10 protein-coding genes and 1 pseudogene are annotated in these 20,799 nt (G+C 67.9%); 3 read left to right on the forward strand and 8 right to left on the reverse strand.

Annotated features, from left to right (window positions below):
* Positions 1-3: 3 nt before the first annotated feature.
* Complete coding sequence (locus tag WME79_RS38115; RefSeq protein ID WP_437525271.1) at positions 4-609, reverse strand: 5-formyltetrahydrofolate cyclo-ligase; 606 nt, start codon at positions 607-609, stop codon at positions 4-6.
* Positions 610-1,053: 444 nt separating this feature from the next.
* Between WME79_RS38115 and mscL the strand changes: the two genes are divergently transcribed.
* A complete protein-coding gene (gene mscL, locus WME79_RS38120) occupies positions 1,054-1,503 on the forward strand; it encodes a large conductance mechanosensitive channel protein MscL (protein ID WP_437525273.1) in 450 nt (149 codons plus the stop codon).
* A 129-nt stretch (positions 1,504-1,632) separates the two neighbouring features.
* On the opposite strand, the gene WME79_RS38125 is transcribed toward mscL, so the two are convergent.
* Positions 1,633-2,862 carry an alkaline phosphatase family protein gene (locus WME79_RS38125; protein ID WP_437525275.1) on the reverse strand — a complete coding sequence of 410 codons (1,230 nt, stop codon included), beginning with the start codon at positions 2,860-2,862 and terminating at the stop codon, positions 1,633-1,635.
* Positions 2,863-3,207: 345 nt separating this feature from the next.
* Between WME79_RS38125 and WME79_RS38130 the strand changes: the two genes are divergently transcribed.
* On the forward strand, positions 3,208-5,088 hold the full coding sequence (locus tag WME79_RS38130) for a DUF885 domain-containing protein (protein ID WP_437525277.1): 1,881 nt from the start codon (positions 3,208-3,210) through the stop codon (positions 5,086-5,088).
* 53 nt (positions 5,089-5,141) lie between these two features.
* On the opposite strand, the pseudogene WME79_RS38135 reads toward WME79_RS38130, so the two are convergent.
* From WME79_RS38135 to WME79_RS38160, 6 genes and pseudogenes are all read right to left on the reverse strand, one after another.
* Positions 5,142-5,360: pseudogene (locus tag WME79_RS38135) on the reverse strand (RHS repeat-associated core domain-containing protein); the annotation flags it as partial.
* Positions 5,357-5,833, reverse strand: a complete 477-nt coding sequence (locus tag WME79_RS38140; protein ID WP_437525279.1) for a hypothetical protein — start codon at positions 5,831-5,833, stop codon at positions 5,357-5,359. The pseudogene WME79_RS38135 and the gene WME79_RS38140, both read right to left, overlap by 4 nt.
* Positions 5,834-6,342: 509 nt before the next feature.
* Complete coding sequence (locus WME79_RS38145) at positions 6,343-6,513, reverse strand: RHS repeat-associated core domain-containing protein (protein ID WP_437525281.1); 171 nt, start codon at positions 6,511-6,513, stop codon at positions 6,343-6,345.
* 18 nt (positions 6,514-6,531) lie between these two features.
* On the reverse strand, positions 6,532-7,806 hold the full coding sequence (locus tag WME79_RS38150; RefSeq protein ID WP_437525283.1) for a hypothetical protein: 1,275 nt from the start codon (positions 7,804-7,806) through the stop codon (positions 6,532-6,534).
* A 281-nt stretch (positions 7,807-8,087) separates the two neighbouring features.
* Positions 8,088-8,564: a hypothetical protein gene (locus WME79_RS38155; protein ID WP_437525285.1), complete on the reverse strand. Its 477-nt coding sequence runs from the start codon at positions 8,562-8,564 to the stop codon at positions 8,088-8,090.
* Positions 8,545-19,131 (reverse strand): SpvB/TcaC N-terminal domain-containing protein, encoded by a 10,587-nt coding sequence (locus WME79_RS38160; protein WP_437525287.1) that lies wholly within the window; start codon positions 19,129-19,131, stop codon positions 8,545-8,547. The genes WME79_RS38155 and WME79_RS38160 overlap by 20 nt, the downstream gene beginning before the upstream one ends.
* Before the next feature lie 347 nt (positions 19,132-19,478).
* On the opposite strand from WME79_RS38160, the gene WME79_RS38165 reads away from it, so the two are divergent.
* Complete coding sequence (locus WME79_RS38165) at positions 19,479-20,291, forward strand: hypothetical protein (RefSeq protein WP_437525289.1); 813 nt, start codon at positions 19,479-19,481, stop codon at positions 20,289-20,291.
* The last annotated feature ends 508 nt before the right edge of the window (positions 20,292-20,799 follow it).

Raw genomic sequence — 20,799 nt, forward strand, 5'->3', positions numbered from 1 at the left:
ATCCTAGGCGGGTTCGGCGGCGAGCACGCGGGCGTCGGTGACGATGGTCCCGAGCGGGACGTCGCCAGGGGTCGCCGGCACCTCGGCGACGAGCTGGAAGTCGAACACGACACCCACAGCATGCGCTGGCGGACAGAAGCGCGGCAGGGTGCTGTCGTAGTAGCCGGCTCCATAGCCGATCCGGTGCCCTCGCGCGTCGATCTGCAGGGCGGGCACGACGATGACGTCGAGCGCGGCGGCCTCCTCGTCGGTCGAGCCGGGCTCGCGGAAGCCGAGGCCGCGCTCCTCCATGGCCTCGGGGTCCTCGACGAAGCGGAAGGTCATGGCGCGCGACTCGGGGTCGATGGAGGGATACGCCACCCGGGCCCCGCGGGCGCGCAGAAGCGGATCGAGCTCCCGGAGGTCGACCTCGTTGCGCCCCTCGATCGGGTAAAAGAGCGCGACCCGCCGGGCCGCGGCGAGGGCGGGCAGCTCCGCGAGCGCGCGCTGGATCCGGCGCGATCGCTCGAGGATGGCGTCAGGGGGGATGGAGCTGCGGAGGGCCCGAGCGCGCTTCCGCAGCTCGGCTTTGGCGCGGTAGCGCAGGGCGGCCTCGGCATCGGGGTCCATGGCTCGGTGGTTCCTCCGGCGCGCATCCTAGAGAGCCGCCCCGGGCCGGGGAACCGCCATGTGCGAAATCGGTGTGAGGTGGCGCAGTTGGCCCCAGGTGTGGCGCTCTTGCACGGGCGGGGCAGCGGCCGCGCGGCGAGCGCGGGCAACGGGACGGGCGGGGCGCGGCGCGCGGCAGAGAGCGGGAGGGAGCGCGGAAGGAGCGAGGGTACCGCGCCGGAGCGCGGGAGGGACCACGCGAAGGGGGCAGTTGCGAGCGGCTAGCCGGGGTGAGCTCAAAGACGAGCCCGGTGGCACCGTTCGTGCTGCTCGCGGCGACTGCGTGGATCGCAGCGACCGCCGCTACCGCGGTCCGCACAGGCAGCTGGCAGCGTCCTGATCGCGGACAGGCGACAGCGGAGCGGGGCCACGGCGAGAACAGGAGTCCCGACGCCGGAGGAAGCGATGTTCTGGGAGGATTTCAAGAAGTTCGCGATTCGTGGCAATGTCGTCGACATGGCCGTGGGCGTCGTCATCGGCGCGGCGTTTGGCAACATCGTCAAGGCGCTGGTGGATCACCTGATCATGCCGCCGATAGGCCTCCTGACGGGCGGCATCGATTTCAGCCGGCACTACATCGTCCTGAAGCCCCCGAGCGGGCCCGGTCCGTACGCGACCCCCGACGAGATGGTGAAGGCCGGCGCGGTGCTCCTCCAGTATGGGGTCGTCATCAACAACCTGGTCAGCTTCTTCATCGTCGCGCTCAGCGTCTTCCTCTTGGTGCGGCTCATGGGGAAGCTTCACAGACAGCACGCGGAGGAGGCGACGACGAAGGAGTGCCCCGAGTGCGCCATGAGCATCCCCATCAAGGCGGTGCGCTGCGGGCACTGCACGGCGGCGCTGAAGGCCGCGTGACGGAGACGTCACCGCGTGGGCGGCGCAGCTGGCGCAGCGCGCCGGCGAGCGAGCTCCCCGTCGAGGCAGCGCGCGTCGACGCCGGCATCGCTCGGAGGGGAGCGCGGCCGCGGATAACCGCGCTCTGGCTCAATGGTTCTCGACGGGCACGCCGGCCTCGAGCACGGCCTTCTTCAGCGTCAGAATTTCCTGTTGGGAGTCGGTGAGCTCCATCGAGTGAAAGCCGGCTGGAGCGGTCGGGCCCATGTGGATGGGGGCGACCGCGGTCTCCAGGATCGGGATACCATCGAGCCGGCGCTGGTCGGTGCGGGGCCTGGTCTCGCTGAGCACGGGGAGCAGGCTCGGAGACGCGGTGACCCGAGGGCTCAGGGCGTTCACACGATCGGGCGCGAACAGCTCGAGCGCGGTGCGCGCGATGCACGTATGATCGAGGGTGCCGTGGAACGGCACGCCGCGCGGAGCCCACGGCGAGACGACCAGGGCCGGCACGCGAAGGCCGAGCGTATCGAACGGCGCCGCCTCGCTCGCGGGCGACGGCGGCGGGCGCACGTGGTCATAGAACCCGCCATGCTCGTCGTAGGTCACGACCAGCACCACGTGCGGCCAGGCCGGGCTCGCGATCAGGTGGTTGTAGATGCGCGCGATCAGGTTCTGACCGCGCGCCACGTCGGCCGGGGGATGGTCGTCATTCGCCCAGTTCAGCAGCGCGTCCACGTCGACCAGCGTGAAGTTCGGGTCGATCCACGAGACGCTGGGCAGCGTGCCTTCACGGCAGGCCCTGTAGAACGAGGATATCTTCGCGATCGGCGGCCCGCGGTGGCCCTTGTATTTCTCGACGCTGCGCAAGAACGCGATGTCATGCGAGTAGTAGCGCCACGAGTCGGCCGGCAACAAGTCGAAGAACGTCGCGCGGTCGATCCATTGCAGGTTCCCCGTGCGCCCGCCGCTGGTGCCGCATAGCGCGAAGAACCGGTTCGGCCACGTCGGGCCCGCGAACGAAGCGAACCACCGGTCGCAAACGACGTACTGTCGCGCGAGGCTATCGTACGTCAGCAGATCGCGCTGATCGTACCAGCTCATGATCTCGGCGACGTGGCTGTTCGTGCTGTAGCCTTTCACGAAGCCGTCCATCGCGCCGCCGTTGATCTGCCTCACGACGTCGTTTCGGTGATGATGCGGGCGGATCCGGGCTCTCGTGCTCTCGAGATGATATCCAGTGAACGGCGTGCCGCTATCGTCCGAGTTCGTCGCGCCGATCACCCCATCGACGTCCATGCCCGTGCCGCGCAGGTAACCCAGCATGTGGTCGAAGGAGCGGTTCTCGAGCATCACGATGACCAGATGACGAATGTCTGCCATGTTCCATCGCTCGCTTTCCCATGCGCATCAGGGCTCCGTCGGCCGATACGGCCGCGCAGGGCCAGTTTCACCATCTTGGATTCATCTACCGAAATCTGCCAGCGGAGAAGAGGATCCAAAGTTTCCGGAGACGTCAAGCCTCAGCTGTGGGGGCCTGCCCGGCGTGACTGAACATTTTCTATGCGCTCCGACATCCCCTGAAAAGCGGTGCCAGTTCAAGAACTTGTCCATGCGCCGAAGGGGCCGCGTTCACGCCACAGGCTGCGGGAGGCATCTTCGGTGCGCGGGTACGTTGCTTCTCTGCTTCCGGTTGGCGCTCCAGGGCACCTGTGCGAGAGGTGCCTCATGACCTTGCGCCCGCTCCGCGCCCTCGCGCCGCTGCTCGTTGCCGCGTGCACCGTCAGGGCGCCGCCGCCCGCCGCGCCGGCTCCCCTTCCCTCGCCCTCCGCCGCGCCGGGGCAGAGCGCGGCCGCGGCGCCGGGCCAGAGCGCGGCCGCCGTGCCGGGGCAGAGCGCGGCCGCCGAGGCGCGGCGACTGCCGGCGTGGGTCGGGCGCAGCAACGAGCATGCGAAGATCCTCCTCGACGTGCTCGCCAGGTTCTCACCAGAGCGCGCCAGCGCGCTGGGGGTCGAGCGCGCCGACCAGGAGGTCTCCGATCTGTCGCCCGGCGTCGAGGCGCGCCTGCGCGCGGCGTACCGCGAGGCCATCGCGGAGCTGGAGAAGCGCCGAGCAGCCGAGAAGGACCCGGCGGTCGCCGAGGATCTTCAGATCTTGCTGGACGCTGCGGACCGGGCCGTCCGCGGGTCCGAGCTCGAGGAGAGGACCCGGGTCACCTACGTGCACGCCACGGGGCTCGTGTTCCAGGGCATCTCGACCCTGCTCGACGACCGCATCCCGCCGCCGCGCCGAGCCACGGCCCTGGCGCGGCTCCGGCGGTACGCCGGGCTGGAAGCGGGCCACGCGCCCATCGCCGAGCAGGCGAGGAAGAGGCTCGAGCAGGAGCTCGGGAAGCCCGGCTTGCAGGCGCCCTCCAGGATGGAGATCGAGCGGCACCTCGCCACCAACGCCCGCGTGCGGGAGGGCATCGGTGAGCTCTTCCGGAAATACGCCATCAGCGGCCACGAAGAGCCGCTGTCAGCGCTGAACCGTCAGCTCGAGGCGTACGACGCGGCGCTGCTCAAGGACGTCCTCCCGAAGGCGCGGACCGACTTCGCGCTGCCGCCGCCGCTCTACGCGTACCTGCTCGAGCTGCATGGCGTCGACATCCCGACCGCCGAGCTCGCTCGGCTGGCCCATGCCGCCTTCGACGATCTGAAGGCGCAGATGCAGAAGCTCTCGCTGCCCATCGCGAAAGCACGCAACTTGCCGAGCGCGGACTACCGGGACGTGATCCGCGCCCTGAAGAAGGAACAGCTCGTGGGCGAGGCGATCTTGCCGCATTACAAGGAGCGCCTCGCCCAGATCGAAGAGATCCTCCGGAAGGAGCGCCTCGTCACGCTGCCGGAGCGGCCGGCGCGCATCCGGCTCGGCACCGCCGCCGAGAGCGCCGAGATGCCGGCGCCGCGCATGCGACCGCCGCGGCTGCTCGACAACCAGGGAGAAGCGGGGGAGTTCGTGCTTCCGCTCAGCCTACCTGGGCCCTCCGACGAGCTGCGGAGGATCGACGATTTCACCTATGCGGCGGCGTCATGGACGCTCACCGCCCACGAGGCGCGCCCCGGGCATGAGCTCCAGTTCGCCTCGCTCGTCGAGCGGGGCGTCTCGCTCGCGCGGGCCGTCTTCGCGGAGAACAGCGCCAACATGGAGGGGTGGGCACTTTACTCGGAGGCCATCCTGCTCCCGTTCATGCCGCCCGAGGGCCAGCTCGTCTCCCTGCAACACCGCCTGGTCCGGGCCGCCCGCGGCTTCCTGGACCCGGAGCTCCAGACGGGCAAGATCACGCCGGCCGCCGCGCGCACCTTCCTGGAGAAAGAGGTGGTCCTCTCGCCGCCCCTCGCGCAATCCGAGGTGGAGCGTTACACCTTCCGCGCACCGGGGCAGGCGACCTCGTACTTTTACGGGTTCACCCGGCTGATGGAGCTGCGGCGAGAGATCGAGTCCACGATGGGCCCGCGCTTCGACGCGCAGCGATTCCACGACTTCGTGCTCGCCCAGGGCATCCTGCCGCCGAAGCTGCTTCGCAAGGCGGTCATCGAGCGCTTCGTGCCAGCACAGCCGGCGCCCTGAGCGGCGGAGGGCTCGCGCGCGCTCTGGACGAGCTCCCGCAGGCCGTCGTCCAGGATCGGATCCGGGAGCAGCCACACATTGATGCGCGGGTCGTAGTACCGCACTCCGAAGTGGTAGAGCCCCGTCGCCTGGTCGAGCTCCTTTTCCCCGCATAGATGTGCTTCGTGACGAGCCGCCCGTCCCGCAGCATCAGATGCTGGTCGTGGTACGCCGTCTCTACCTCGCCGCTCACGTGGTGCAGGTGCACCCGCCGCTCGCCGCCTCCATCTCATCCCTCCTTTTGAAGAATGGATGCGAGCTCTGGAAACCCGCGCCGAACAATCTGGACCTCGCCCTCAGGTAGCAACATATATGCCTCGTGTTCATGCGAAATCGTGACGAGCAACACGTCGCCGTTGCGGCGGAGAAAGCAGGGGTCCTCCGGTGCGGCGGGATGAATCCAGCTGAACAAGCTGGCCCCTTGTTGCTTCAGCCGTTCCTGAAGTCCCTCGCCAGAGGAGTACCGATAGACAGTAGCCTCGTCGGCATACAGTACTGTTCCAGGCCATTCTTTTTCCCGGGAAGAACCCAAGAGAAATGAGCTCAGGAGGTCCAGCTGGCTCTTGATCGAATCCCCCGGATCTACATGCGGATCCCGTACGACGAGAAGCATCGTCGTAGCGATCAGACAACAAAAATCCATCAGCTGTCCATACACGAATCCTCTTGGCTCATCCCTAAAGACGTAGCAGTCCAATACTTTCATTCCTGGCATCCACGACGCACACCCACGTTCACCCCGTCGCCGCGCGCCGACCTCATCCATCGTCGCTCCTACTGCCATACAACTTTCTACAGCCAACCTGTTTCATGTGTCATTGACGCAAGGAAACGGTGCACAATCTCGCAACGGAAGCAACTTCATCTACACCATAGACGTCAGCGCACGTGCCAATCAATCAGCATCACCGTCGTGCCCCCAGCTATCGAAGCGACCATAGATTACTTCGCCGGAAGCACGCGCCCTCCGCATACACTCTACTACCTCCGGGTCATCCGGACTCTCCCACTCGGTCCGCCCTGAATCGACGCACCATTCCACACTCTCGATAGAAAACAGATCGTCGCGTAGAACCTTGTAAATCATCTGCAGAGCTTCATCCTCACTGATCGCACTCACGTAGCAGCGAACGAAAGCTCCAGCGGCCTCCTTGGGATCCAGCGCACAACCGTCGATCGGCCTAACCTCTAACAGCGCAACGTATATCGATCTATTCATGCGTCATGAGCGCACACAAGCCGCAACCTGATCGTATTGCCCCCTCCCTCCATATGCTCGTCGAGGATCGGATCCTGGCTCAACCACACACTGATCCGCGAGTCATAGTACGCCGCCCCGAAGTAGTAGAGGCCCGTCGCCCGATCGAGCTCCTTCTCGGTGAACACGTACGCTCACAAGAGCTCCTACCACGAGTCCGACGCGTCGATCCACAGCTCCCCGCTCGGTAAGTACTCGTCCCGCTGCGTCAGCGTCTGCTCGTTGTTCGACGCGAAGCTCGTGCTGCCCAGGTGGTCCGGGTGGTAGTACAGCGTCGGCGGGTCACGGAACCAGTCCGGATCCATCTTGCTCGCGATCCGCGTCTGCCCCGCATAGATGTGCTTCGTCACGAACCGCCCGTCCCGCAGCGTCAGGTGCTGGTCGTGGTATGCCGTCTCCTCCTCGCCGCTCACGTGGTGCAGGTGCACCCGCCGCTCCCCGTCGCCGTCATAGAGCATCCGCGACAGCACCTGACCGTTCTGCGTCACCCGCGTGACCCGGTTCTCCTCGTTCCAGTCCGTCGTCCGCGTGCCCGTGCCCGGGTACGTCCAGCCCGTCTGGTTGCCGCTCGCGTCATACCGGAGCTCCCGCAGCCACGGGCGCGACTCCGCCACCAGGTGCTCGTCCACCTGCCTCGGCGCGTGCGGCTGCGGGCCCGGGTACCGGTACTCCGACCGGTACGTCTGCTCCCGGATCGCGTGGTCTTCGCGCCATCCGTCGCACCCAGCCGGAACCGGCGTGGGACACGTCTGCGGCACGTACCGGTAGCTCGCCTGGTCCTTGGTCAGGATGTTGCCAATCTCGTCGTACGCGAACGACAGCCGGTACCGGAACTGCCAGTCTCTCCGGTCCTGGTACGTCCCGCTCGCCGAGATCAGCTGGTACAGATCATCGTACCCGTAGTCCTGCGTCGTCGGCCCCACCAGCACCGACCCCGGCATCGACTGGTCGTACGGCACCTCGTTCTTCACGCGCTCCAGGTTGCCCGCCACGTCGTACTCGTACCGCATCCGCTGGAACGCCCTCGCCGGCTGCCCGCGCTCCACGAGGTACCGGTCGCGGTGGTCCGCGTTGATCTGCTGAAGCCGGCGCGACTTCTCATAATACCTGTACGCGGTCGCGATCCCGTTGCCGTGCACCACCCTCACCCGCTGCTCGAACTCGTCGTACCCGATGTGCAGCAGGTACTGCGTCACCGCAGGCTCGTCCGGGTGCTGCGGGTTGATCTGCGTGTTCGTTCCCACCGCCGACCGCACAAGGCCCCCTCGATCGTAGCCGTACGTCACCACCTCCGCACCGGAGCCAGGGAACTTCATCGACAGCAGCCGCCCGAACCCGTCGAAGTCGTACTCCATCGTCGCCTGGTACGGCCCCCGGTGCGGCTCCCGCAGCCGGGGGAACTCCGTCGTCAGCTTCGCCACGTTCCCTAGCCTATGCAATCATCTCAATACCCTCAAGAACACCCCTCAAATCAAAATCACGCACCACACCGGCCCATCGTAGCTACCGATAGGATCATGAAGCCGAGCGGACTTTGACATTTCACATGAACTGGTTCCAGGATGAGACGGCAACCTAAGATGCGGCACACCGGAATCACCGTCAGACACACGTGACCCAAACGATTAAAAACCATTTAACGATCCAGATCCAATCACCTCAGCGAACCAATTCCATCATTTACTCCCCAATACACTTACCCCTACTGCTCGTAAGTAGCACCTTGAACGAACCCAACCGGAGCTCCCCAGTGGACGTAGCACTCGTCGCCGACGACCACGAACCAGAGGTTCGTTTCACCAATAGAAATCTGAATCCCGGCATCTCGACCAAATTCGTTCTTCAGGACTGTCACCGAACATATAACCTCACCAAGGAGGCTCGCAAACATCGGGACCATCGACTGTTCGACTCTACTCCACTTCCCGCTCTGCTCAATATAGAGTCGGTTTTCATCGGAAATCGGTGGTTCGAACGGATCGACCCAGGGCGAATCTTGAACCCGAAGACTCTCGCCATCCGCTGATCCGTCGAAAAGAACCACGGTGCCATCGTCCAAGTAGAGTTCGAGCGGCCCGTCGCCCGACTCAAACTTCCCGCCATGCTCAAACAATATCCGCGCCACGGCACGAAGGCGTCTACCGGGCAGCAGCTTCAGCTTAGCGGGGGGAAGCACCATTGAACCATCCATTGGACTGGCCTCCTGCAAGAACTGTCACAAAATCGCCGGTCGATTTGGTAACCACCACGTCGGCACCTTGCCTGAAGAATAGAAAATCGTTTCCTCCGCCGCCCTGAGGATTCCACGCTCCCTCTCGAACCTCGTCGAATTTATTCACTATCGCATCGATCCGATCTCGAATCCACTGGCGATCTTCTGCTTTGGCCGCGCTGAGTCCGAAGTCCTCGGCATGTTTGCCAACTTTCTTTCCGAATTGAGCGCGATCGACCTTCAGCTCTGGCAGGGGCTTGACCGCTCCCCCTCTTGCTGCTCCTGTCGCTGGCTGCGTCGCAGGCGCCTTCGCCGCCTCCGCGCCCTGCGGCGGCTTCGCCGCCGGCGCTGGCTGCGGGCCTTTCGCCGGCTGCGCGGCCGGCGGCGGTTGCGCCGGCGCGGCTGCTGGTTGGGCCGGCGGCCGAGCAGTCTGCTGCTGCTGCATGACGAGCCTGAACAGCAGCCGGCGCATGCCGTCCCCGATACCGCGAGACGTGCGACCCGCCGCCGCAGCGCCAGCGTTCATCCGCTGCAGCATCTGCTCCTGGTGGAACTTGCCGCCCTCCGGCCCGTTGAAGCAGCTCGGGTGCCGGCAACCATTGGCCCCGGGAGGGAAGTTCCGGCTCGCCCCTTGCGTCTGCCGCCCATCCGGGTCGACCAGGTTCACCGGGTTGTTCAGCGTGTAGCTGTACAGCCCCAGGTTCCCCGGGTTGAACACCCCTCCGCTCGTCCCTCCCCCCATGTACTCGTCCAGGATCGGATCCGGGCTCAGCCACACATTGATCCGCGGGTCGTAGTACCGCGCCCCGAAGTAGTAGAGCCCCGTCGCCTGGTCGAGCTCCTTCCCTGTGAACACGTATGCTCGCCTGAGCTCGTACCGCGAGTCTGACGCGTCGATCCACAGCTCCCCACTCGGGAAGTATTCGTCCCGCTGCGTCAGCGTCTGCTCGTTGTTCGACGCGAAGCTCGTGCTGCCCAGGTGGTCCGGGTGGTAGTACAGCGTCGGCGGGTCACGGAACCAGTCCGGATCCATCTTGCTCGCGATCCGCGTCTGCCCCGCGTAGATGTGCTTCGTCACGAACCGCCCGTCCCGCAGCGTCAGGTGCTGGTCGTGGTATGCCGTCTCCTCCTCGCCGCTCACGTGGTGCAGGTGCACCCGCCGCTCCCCGTCGCCGTCATAGAGCATCCGCGACAGCACCTGACCGTTCTGCGTCACCCGCGTGACCCGGTTCTCCTCGTTCCAGTCCGTCGTCCGCGTGCCCGTGCCCGGGTACGTCCAGCCCGTCTGGTTGCCGCTCGCGTCATACCGGAGCTCCCGCAGCCACGGGCGCGACTCCGCCACCAGGTGCTCGTCCACCTGCCTCGGCGCGTGCGGCTGCGGGCCCGGGTACCGGTACTCCAACCGGTACGTCTGCTCCCGGATCGCGTGGTCTTCGCGCCATCCGTCGCACCCAGCCGGAACCGGCGTGGGACACGCCTGCGGCACGTACCGGTAGCTCGCCTGGTCCTTGGTCAGGATGTTGCCAATCTCGTCGTACGCCAACGACAGCCGGTACCGGAACTGCCAGTCTCTCCGGTCCTGGTACGTCCCGCTCGCCGAGATCAGCTGGTACAGATCATCGTACCCGTAGTCCTGCGTCGTCGGCCCCACCAGCACCGACCCCGGCATCGACTGGTCGTACGGCACCTCGTTCTTCACGCGCTCCAGGTTGCCCGCCACGTCGTACTCGTACCGCATCCGCTGGAACGCCCTCGCCGGCTGCCCGCGTTCCACGAGGTATCGATCGTGGTGGTCCGCGTTGATCTGCTGAAGTCGCCGCGACTTCTCGTAATACCGGTACGAGGTCGCGATCCCGTTGCCGTGCACCACCCTCACCCGCTGCTCGAACTCGTCGTACCCGATGTGCAGCAGGTACTGCGTCACCGCAGGCTCGTCCGGGTGCTGCGGGTTGATCTGCGTGTTCGTTCCCACCGCCGACCGCACAAGGCCCCCTCGGTCGTAGCCGTACGTCACCACCTCCGCACCGGAGCCAGGGAACTTCATCGACAGCAGCCGCCCGAACCCGTCGAAGTCGTACTCCATCGTCGCCTGGTACGGCCCCCGGTGCGGCTCCCGCAGCCGGGGGAACTCCGTCGTCAGCTTCGCCACGTTCCCCAGCCGGTCATAGGAGAACGTCCTCTTCCCCGCCTCGCTCTGCTCCTCCACCAGCCGCCCCGCCCGGTTGCCGTGCGCGTCGCCCGCCTCGCCCGGCGCGCCGTACACATACGTCACGTCCGTCGAGTCCGGGTAGTTCACCCGCCTTAGCCGGTTGAAGTCGTACTCGTACCGGATCAGCTTGCTCGCGCCTTCCGCCAAAAGCTTCGCCGTCTGCCGCGCCCCGACGTTGCCTGACCGGTCGTAACGCCACTCCGTACGCCCCATGTCCGGGCTCGTCAGCGTCACCATCCGCCCCAGCGTGTCGTACGCAGCGGTCGTCACGTTCCCGCGCGTGTCCGTCACCCGCACGAGCTCGTCGACCGCGCTGTACCCGTACCGCGTCATCAGCGTCGTCCACGCCTCCAAACCGCGCAGCCGATTGCGCTCCTCGACCGCCACGATCGCGTTGTCCACGTCCTGGTACGCCTTGCGCACCTTCCCCTTCGGGTCGACCTCCGTCGCCACGAACATCGCCACGCCATCGAGCGCCTCGATACCGTAGCTCGTCGTGGTCACCGCCTCGCCGGTTTCGGCCTCCTCGTCAGGCTCCCTTTGCTCGACGACGCGCGAGAGCACGTCGTACTCGAACGTTGTCGGGTGCTTCAGCGGCACGTCCACGAACGCCGTGGCCTCGCCCGTCGCGAACATCGGCTGCCCCTGCTGCCAGACGCGCCCCCGCTCGTCGAGCACCATCCGACCGCTCACGCTCATGCCCACAGTCGTGGCGGCCCCCGTCCCTGGATCCTTCCCCAGGTCCTTCTTCGTCTGGATCACCCGATCCAGCCCGTCGATGAACGTCACCGTGTCGATCGGATCCCCCGGGTGCTGCACGTCCTTGTGCCGCGTCCGCGCCCACGCCGGCATGGCGACGCTCTCCCCTGGCTGGAGGGCATACTCGAACGCGATCGTCGCCTCCGCCGCCGTCAGCGGGTCGTCCGGACCGAACACGGCCCGCAGCCGCCCGAACGCGTCGAAGTCGTAGTGGACCTCATGGCCGTTGACGTCCCGCACCGCGCTGACCGCGCCATAGCGGTAGTCCGACGATGTCTCCGAGAAGTAACCGAACGAGTCGTCCACCCGGGAGAGGTACGTCTCCGCCACATCGTCGTACTCGTACGTCAGCGTGAAGCCCCGCGGCTCGATCGCCTGCTCCAGGTTGCCGTACGCGTCGTGCGAGAACTCCCATGTTGGATTCGTCGATGCATCTCCCGTGTACGGCGCGCCCGTCGCCGGATCCTTGCCCCCGATCACCGTGCTCGTGATCCACTCCACCGCCCCGGTCACCTCGTTGTACCCGGCGGTGCGCTCGCGCAGCAGCGTCCCCGCGCTGTCGCGCACCTCGACGCTGTCCGCCCGCACGATGTGCGGCCCGTCGTACGTCACGTGATGAATCGTGGTCGTGACGTCGTCCTCCAGCGTGCCTGGCTCGCCGTGCTCGATCACCCCGATGAGGTTGCCGCGGTCGTCCCAGTCCCGCTCCTCGCTCGTCTGTTTGCCAGGCGCACTCGGGTCCGTCGTCTTGCCCTCGTACCACGACATCGTCCTCAGCTCTTCCCTGGGGAAGAACGAGCCCGTCAGCGCCGGCTGCGCCCCGGGCGCAAGGGTTGCCACCTGCTGCCGGCTGAACAGCCGCCCCTCGGCGTCCTGCTCGATCACCTCGACCACAAGCCCGCGCCGGTAATAGTCCTGGTTGTGGTAACGGGTCACGATCTGCGAGCCGTCCTCTCGCGTCGCCGTCACCTGCGCGAAGCCGTAGTCCTCGCGCTCCGCCCGGTCGTAGAACCCGCTCTGGTGGTAATCGAACGTGTGCACGTAGGCGGGCGTGCCCATGCCGTCGTTCACCTCGACCCGCGACAGCACCCACTTGCTGCCGGGCATGTCCACGCTCAGCTCGTCCGGGCTGCTCGCATACGCCACCTTGTTGCCCTCACGGGCATAGTCCAGCCGGATGCTGCCGCCAAGCGGACGGACCACCCGCGACAGCCGGTTGGTCTTGCCCGTCAGGTTCAGCCGCGCCCGCAGCGCCGTGTCGCTCTCGCGCAGCATCCCCTCGCTCAGCTTCAGCACGTGATCCGCCGTCCCATCGCCGTCCAGGTCCTCCCATCCGAGCTCGCTCCGCCCGTCGCTCAAGCCGAGCTGCGCCGCGATCTCGAGCACGATGCACACGTACGGCGTCGTGATCTTGATCGGCACGCCATACCCCGCGTTGAACGCCGTCGTCTCCGAGAACGACAGCGCGTCGTTGCTGCCGTTGATCTCCTTCGTGAACTCCTTCTCCAGCACGACACCCCACGGCAGCCCGCCGCTCACCGCCGGCGCGCTCCACCTCTCCTCGGGCCCGAAGCGGTCACCGAGGTTGAGCCGGACCCGGTAGTAGCCCTGTCCAGGCTGCTTGATCACCCGGTCGGGCAGCCTGTCGCCGTTCAGGTCCACGAAGTCGACGAGCGTCCGGCTCACCGTGTGCGCGATGCCGCCGCCGATCCCCGCATAACCCACCTGCAGGCTGTTCGTCGTGTTGTCCTGCACCCGCACCGACGAGAGCTGCTCCGGATACCAGACCCGGCTCAGCGCGGTCAGCGGGTCCCCTTCGACCTCCGGCAGCGGCTCGAATGGATCGCCGCTCGGATCGAGCGCCGCCCAGGGGCGCTCGTCCCCGAAGCGGTAGCCGAGGTTCAGCTGCACATGGAGCACGCCACCTGCGCTCCTCACCTTGTCCGGAAGCCCGTCGCCGTTCACGTCGAGCAGGTCGTGCGTCGTCTGCGACGTGCCCCAGCTCTTGCCGAGAGACGGCAGCACGCTGAGCACCTCCTTGGTCTCGGCGCTCGCCTCGATCTTCTCCGCGATCGCCGACGCCGCGGATCCGAAGCCGAACCCGAACCGCGCGCTCATGTTCTCGATGACCCGGATGTCCCCCGGCCCATCGACGGTCAGGGCGCCATACTGCCCAGGCTGCTGCCCGTCGCACCGGCCGCCGCCGCTGCACGTCTGGATGCGCACGCCGCCCTGCGTGACGGCATCGGGCCGCCCATCGCCGTTGAGGTCGACGAGCTCGAGCTTCGACTCGGTGGTCCCGGTCGTCACCTGGAACGACCCGATGAGCGCGAGGTCCGCCGAGGACGAGCCGTTGTGGCTCTTCCTCAGCCCGGGGACGTTGGCCACGTCCTCCGGCCGGATGCCGCCGACGCGCGACGGCTTGAGCTCCCCGGCCCGGATGTACATGTCCGCGCCCGAGCCCCGGAACACCGGGCCGCTGACGCTGCCAACGAGAGGAAACCCGGCGTTCCCCGGCGACCAGCTCGCGTGGTATCCCTCCCAGTGCGGCTCGACGCGCGTGAAGTAAGGCGGCCTGTTCGCCTCCGGCCTCCGGCGGAGCTGGTTCTCGTCGAACGGATACTCCGTCGTCCACTCGCCATAGCTGAAGCCGCGGAACCCGCCCACCATGCGGGCTTCCAGCTTCCCATCCGGGATCGCCCGAGCGTTCACGGCGGGCACGTCCAGCACCGTCCCCGTCTCGTTGAACACGAGCTGCGGTAGCCACGACACCGACGCTCCGGGCTCCGACAGCGATGTGTCCATGTCCGCTGCGCTCTCGAAGAACCTCGTGAAGGCGAGCTCGTCGCCCTCCGTCACCGGGAACACCACCGGATCGCTCGGGCCAGGCACGCTCCTGGCCGGGGAGATCGCCTCCGCTCCGAGCAGCTCCCGGAACAGCCGCTCGCTCCCGCGATCCACCCGCAGGGTCACCGGCCCTTGCGTCGCTTGCTTGGAGGCGGAGCCGAGCAGGGTGACCGTCCCGCTCTCGGGCATGGCCAGCCGCGACAGCGAAAGCGCCGTCCCGCTGGTCGAGCTGTCGCTCAGCTGCACGGGCGCCACGATCGACTCCTCGGGCACCGAGATCGGCCCGCCGTCGCCGGGCAACGCTTCGAGCCCGCAAACCCTCTTACCGGACGGAGCACCGGACCTCGGCACGCACTCGCCTACCGCGCGGCAGCTCCCCGGATCCGCGTCGTGGCCGCACACCTCGGTGTACCGGGCAAACCCCTGGTACTGCACGCGCGACGGGTGGACCACGTTCTCGCCGAGCTCGGCGTACAGGAACAGGAGGTCGCCCTGGAGCACAGCCACCGGCCACGCGATCTCGGTGCTGCGCTGCGCGCCCGACACCCTGGTCCGATGGAGCTCGACGCTCTGCCCCGAGTCGACGTCCTGGCGCACGAGCCGCACCTCGAACGCATCGAACGCGTCGCTCCGGACGAAGCTCGCCTGCACGGTGACCTGCCCGTCCGCCCCCGCGGCCCAGCCCGGCACGCTCCGGTCGAGCACGGAGAAGTCGTCTGCGAAGGTATAGGTATACATCGGACGCCCGAGCGCGTCGGGACGCCTCATTTCGCGCGGAAGCATCGGCACGCAGGAGTCCGACAGGCAGAGCTCCGTATAGCGGATACGCGGGTTCCAGCGCGTGATGTCGCCCTCGATGTCCTCCTTCGGGTCCACGCGGAAAAAGAGCGCGTCCGTCGGACGGACGCGGACGCGGACGCCGCTCCCGCACCCCGCCTGGCCCTCGGGGACACACGCAGGATCGCTCGGCCCGATGTCCCTCTGCCAGAGCAGCTGGTGGTCGCGGTGGAATTTGTCATTCCCCGGCGGCGCCAACGTCGTCTTCGTGATCGACGCCGTCACCCCGTCTCCCGCGCCGCCCCCGGCCAGCGAAACGCCGCCATCGATGACGACGACACCATCGATCGGCGGCGTCCATTTCACCAGCGGGCTGGTCCGGTAGAACGCGTTGCGGAGCGCCTCGACCTGCTCGCCATCGCTGAAATCCTCGTCGATCGTGAACCCGGCACCGCGGGCGCCCGGCCCCAGCCGCGCGTTGTTCGGGTTCAGCGTCGCCCCGCTCCCATCGAGCAGCTCCGGGAAGCCATCCCCGTTGATGTCGAGCAGCAGGCTCTGCGCGGTCGCGGTGCTCCAGGCGCGGTTGATGCCAACACCTCCGAGCTCCTGGAAAAAGTGCATCGCCCCCTGCAGGCCGGCCGTGATCTGGTGCGTGCTACCCACGCTCTCCGGCGAGAACGCGTTTCCGCTCGACCGATCCGGGAGCGAGTTCAGCCAGACCCCGTTGCTGCCCACGAAATCCGGGAGCCCGTCGCCGTTGATGTCCGTGAACGCGACGTCCTCGTCGTCCGCCCCGAACGAGACGGAGACCCCCAGCCCGACGTGCGGATCACACACCGTCGGCCCCACGCCGACGAACGCGCTGAGCCCCCCTTCGACCGAGCTCGTGGCCCCGAGGCCATCGCGCCCTTCCGCAGGGCGGCTCCACTCGGTCGGCGCCGAGAACACCTGGAGCTCGCCGTCCTCTTGCTGGAGGCTGAAGTACTCGAAGCTGTGCTCGTAGAGCATCTCCTCACCGCCGTTTCCGTGGACAGCGATGCTCTTCAGCAACGACTTGTGATGGTGCCGCGGGTCCGGCGTGTCGTACGCGAAGAGATAGCTCCGGATGATCTCCTCGGCATCGGGCGCCTGGCCCATGGTCACATCGACGCGCTCCAGCCTCCGCGTCGTCCGCACCTCGAAGCCAGCGCGCGCCGAGCTCACGACGTCTCTCCGCTGCGCTCCGTCGTCCACGGAGAAGACCACGTGATAGTGCGCTCCAGGGAAGCCGCTCTCGTGCTCCGTGTAATCGATCCGCTGCGGATAGAGCTGCACCCAGTCCTCGCCCTCGGGCGCGTCCTTGAAGTACGAGATCCGCATCCCGTTGCCGAACGTGTCTTCTACCCGCTCCAGGTTCCAGCGGAAGATCCCGGCCTCGCCGGACCGGTCCTCCAGGCGCGCGTCCGCGCTCTCCCCGTAGGTATACCGGGTGCCGTCCTTGTCGGTGACCACCCAATGAAAGCTTCCGGGATCGGCCCCGAGGCGCTCGATGCGATCGAAGGCGCCCTCGACGCGCCGCTCGTACCTGCCCGGCTGACCGGGGATGGCCCGCAGCATCTGGCCGTCGAGCGTGTAGAGCTCGTCGCCCGTGTACCGCGGCACGCCGAACCGCGTGTCGATCTCGATCGCCGAGAAGCGGAGATCCCACCCCACGCCGAGCCAGCCATTGCCCAGCTCGCTCTCGTACGTGACCGCCAGATCCGGCGCGATGCCGTGCCGGCCCGGCGGCACCTCGATCGGAAACGACAGCTGCGCCGTGCCCTGGCCGTTCGCCTCCGGCGGCTCGATGAACGACACGCCTGCTGACGGGCTCGCGAGCTGGATCCCCTTCATCGCGTTGGGATCGAACGACTGCGCCCCCGGCTGATCCGGCATGGAGATCGCCGCGTTGACGAAATCGGTGAAGTGATCCGTCAAGCTCGTGAGCTCCCGGGCCCCGCCCTCCTCGACGCGCCCGAGCTTCGTCCATCGCTGGACCGCCTCGTCGAAGTAGAAACCGAAGATCTCCCTGGCCCTGGCGCCGCTCGGGATCGCCGCGGCGTCGACCGGCAACGTCAGCTTCACCGGCTTCTTGAACTTGAGCCCGTGCGGCCCGAAGCGGAACGCGCGCCCCTCGGGCGTCACATTGCGCATCGCGCGCCCCATCGGCTGCACCTGGACGGGCATCAGCGGGCGGATCGTGATGTGCGTCGTCTCTTCCAGCGCGCCAGGCGGGATATCGAGGGTGGCGCCCGCGAACGAGAGCACCGCGCCCTTGTCCGGGCTCACCACCGCGCCATAGGGCGCGCCGTGATCCACGATAAGCCCGCCCGGCGCGGCGCCCGCGGCGCACGGACCGAGCTGGAGCTCGCGACCGAGGCGCGTGCCGTCCTCGAGCCGCGCCTCGAGGCGCGCTGTCCACGTCCGGTGACTCGAGCCCTCGGGCTCCGGGAGCGTGAGCTCGAAGCTGCCGTCGTCGCCCAGCGCCACAGGCTCCGCGCCGGCGAACAGCCGTGCTCGCGATGCGTCCTCGCCGGCCAGATCGAGGAACCCGCGCACATAGGCTCTTCCCTCGGCGCACTCGCCGTGCAGCGGCGTGCTCAGCGCGATCCGCCGCGCGCGAGACGGGACGGGGCTTGCCACCACGGCGACGTCCGACACCTCGGCGCGGCTCCCCTTCGCGCGCGCGATCTGCACGGAGGCCGCGCCCGGCCATGTCGCTGAGGACGGGAGATCGAACCGGTGCCAGCCCGGCGGCAGGTCCTTCAGGTCGAAGCGGAGCGCCTCGGCTCCTTCGGTGGGCGCGATCTGGAGCTCCCCGGCACCCGCGCTGGTCAGCTGGAAGAGGAGCGCGTGCGGCGCCACGCGCGCGCCGAAATCGAGGGTCAGCGCCTCCGTACGAGGCGCGCGCTCGCCGCCGGCCGGCTGGGCGCCGGCACGCGCCTCGACCACACCGGCGTGCGGAATCCCGACGACTCGAAGCGCGCTCACGGTGAATCCGTGCTCCTGCTCCGTGGAAGGCCAGAACCTCACCACGTTATCGCCGCGCTTCAGCCACGCGGGCGCGATCTCCTCGACTTGCAGACCTCCGGTCGCGGGCGCTGCCGCCAGGGAGCCACCGCGCGGCGCTGTGCCGTTGATCTGCCGGCTCACGCTCGACCAGTGCCCGCGGCCCTCCAGCTGGTAGACGAGGAACGCGCGCGCGAGCGCCCGTGGATCGGTGTCGATGTGGAGCGACAACGATTGCTCTCCGCCCGTGCGCGTCACGGTCGCCCGCTCGGACGTCGCAGCGAACTGGTAAGCCCCGGCGAGCCGCCCCGCGAGCACGCGATCGGCGAGCTCCACCTCCGAGAGGCCGCGCGTGGGCGCGCCGGCGGTCCAGAACAGGATCTCCTGCGGCCCGCGCTCGCCCGAAGGAAGCCATTCGATGACGACATGCTGGGCCGTGACCGCCATGGGAAGACGCGTCCAGCGCTCGCCTGTGTCGTGGAGCGGCACGTCGACGAGGCCGGAGACGGCCTGAAGCTCGGCGCCGTCCTCCGCACGGACCGTGAGCGCGCCCTCGCTGCGCCCATACAGCGAGAGCGCCTCGAGCGCGGTGGGCTGCGAAAACGAGACCCGGACCCGCACCTTCTCCCCGGTCTCGCTGCGAAGCCCCGTATCGCCGCGGCCGTCGAACAGCACCCACGGGTCCGCCCCCGGGCCGGCGTCATCGGCACGAACGTCCGCTGGCAAGGCGACCATCGGGACCACGGCGAGGCCGTCGTGGCCGCCGGCGGGGTCTCCCGCGGTCGCGAGCACGGCGGCGTCCCCGGCGAGCGCTGCCGCGAGCTCGGCGCCGCCGCGAGCTCCGGTGAGCCGGGTGCGAAGGGGATCGCCTATCCGGCGCAACGTCAACGCTTGAGCCCATGCGCCGAGGGGCACGCTCACCACCATGAGCAAGAGAACGCAACCCGCGCACCGCCGCCATACCCGTCTCATCCAACCGGACGTCATCGGTTTCCTCCGCGACCGCGAAGGGAGCAAACGACATCGTAAATAGCAATTACAAGCGATGACAGACGGGGCGGTCTCGCCGCGAAAAGCGCCAGTTCCGGCCGATTCTCAGCACGAATTCAGCGCATCCGCGGGCGCTCCGCAGCCGAGCCATCGAATTCGGACTACCGGATGTCGAGAAGTTCGTTATCCTGTAACGCTCAAGCAACAATCCTTGGCTCGCCCTCTCGACCGCCCGTGCGGCGTGGGGACGGCCGATCACGCCATTCACGGAGGTGACCTTGCGCAATCTCACGATAGGGGACCTGAAGCTCGCGCTGCGCGACCTGCTCGACGAGAGGGCCGAAGAGCTTCGGCTCTCGGCCACGGGCAGGCTGTACGAGCCGCGGCTCCGGGCGAAGCAGAAGGAGATCGAGGCGATCCCCGAGGCCGCTGGCACCCAGACGCCGCTCGCCCGGGAGCTCTCCGAGGCCGACGTCCGGCACGACGGCCTCGGGGCGGCCATCTTCTTCCTCTCCAAGGCCATCGAGGCGCACCCCTCGCTGCCGCCGGAGCTCAAGGCGGCAGCCGCCGCCGGGCAGCAGGCGTTCGTCCCGAAGCTCGACGTGCTGCGCGCCCCTTATGCTGATGAGGCCTCAGCGGCGCTCGACAACCGGCCCGAGCTGACCCGGCTCAAGGCCGAGCTGAAGTCCGTCGCCGCGCCCGGTGGGGGCAGCCTGCACGAGTGGGTCAAGGCGTTCGTCGCCGCCGGGGACGAGATCGACAAGCTCCTGCGCAGGCGCGCGACGCTCCTCGCGACGGGCGAGAACGCAGCGGCCACCGGGCCGCTCCGCGGCGCCGCGGTCGGGCTGCTGGGGCGGTTCAGGGAGGCGCTGCGGGACGAGATCCAGGAAGAGGGCAGCAAGCTGCCCGCCGACCACGAGGCGCGGCTGTTTGCGTATGTCGACAAGCTCAACGGCGATCGCGAGCGGGTCGGGCGCGGGCGCGCGGCGCCCGAGCAGGCGCCGCCCACGCCGAGCAGCCCGCCGACGATGCCCGGTGAGGTGGCGCCGGCAGCGCCGGTGGTGAGCGCCGAGCCGGAGCTGTAGCCGGCGAGGCGGGCGGCGACATGACGGGGGCCTGAGCTGCAGGGCGCCGGGGATGTCGCGATATGCCCGGCGCCTGCTCGGGTAGGCACCCGCCTATGTCCGACATGCCAGGGGGCGTCGCCCAGCAGGCGCTCGCCGATGTCCGATAGGCCGGGGGGCACCACCCAGCAGGCGCCCGCTGATGTGCGACATGCCCGGGGGTGTCGCCCAGCAGACGCCCGCCCATCTCCCGATATCCCCGCCGCTTGCTCGACGAAGGCACCGGCCCATGTCCGACATGCCCACCACCGGCTGTCGGCAGGGAGCAAGATCAGCAGGAATCCAGTATCTCACGACCGGATTGAGGCCGTGTCCGAGGTGGCGACGGCGGCAACCGGCGTATGGATGACGTCGAGCTCTGTCCGCGCTGAACGTTCCCAAACCGTTGGCTTTCCTGCACCTCAGGTTGGGATAGAGCGGCCGCCGGCCGTGCAGGAACTGCGTGGAGCTGTGCGGGCGGCGCTGGTGC

The sequence above is a fragment of the Sorangium sp. So ce726 genome, assembly GCF_051521405.1.
Taxonomy (GTDB): domain Bacteria; phylum Myxococcota_A; class Polyangia; order Polyangiales; family Polyangiaceae; genus Sorangium.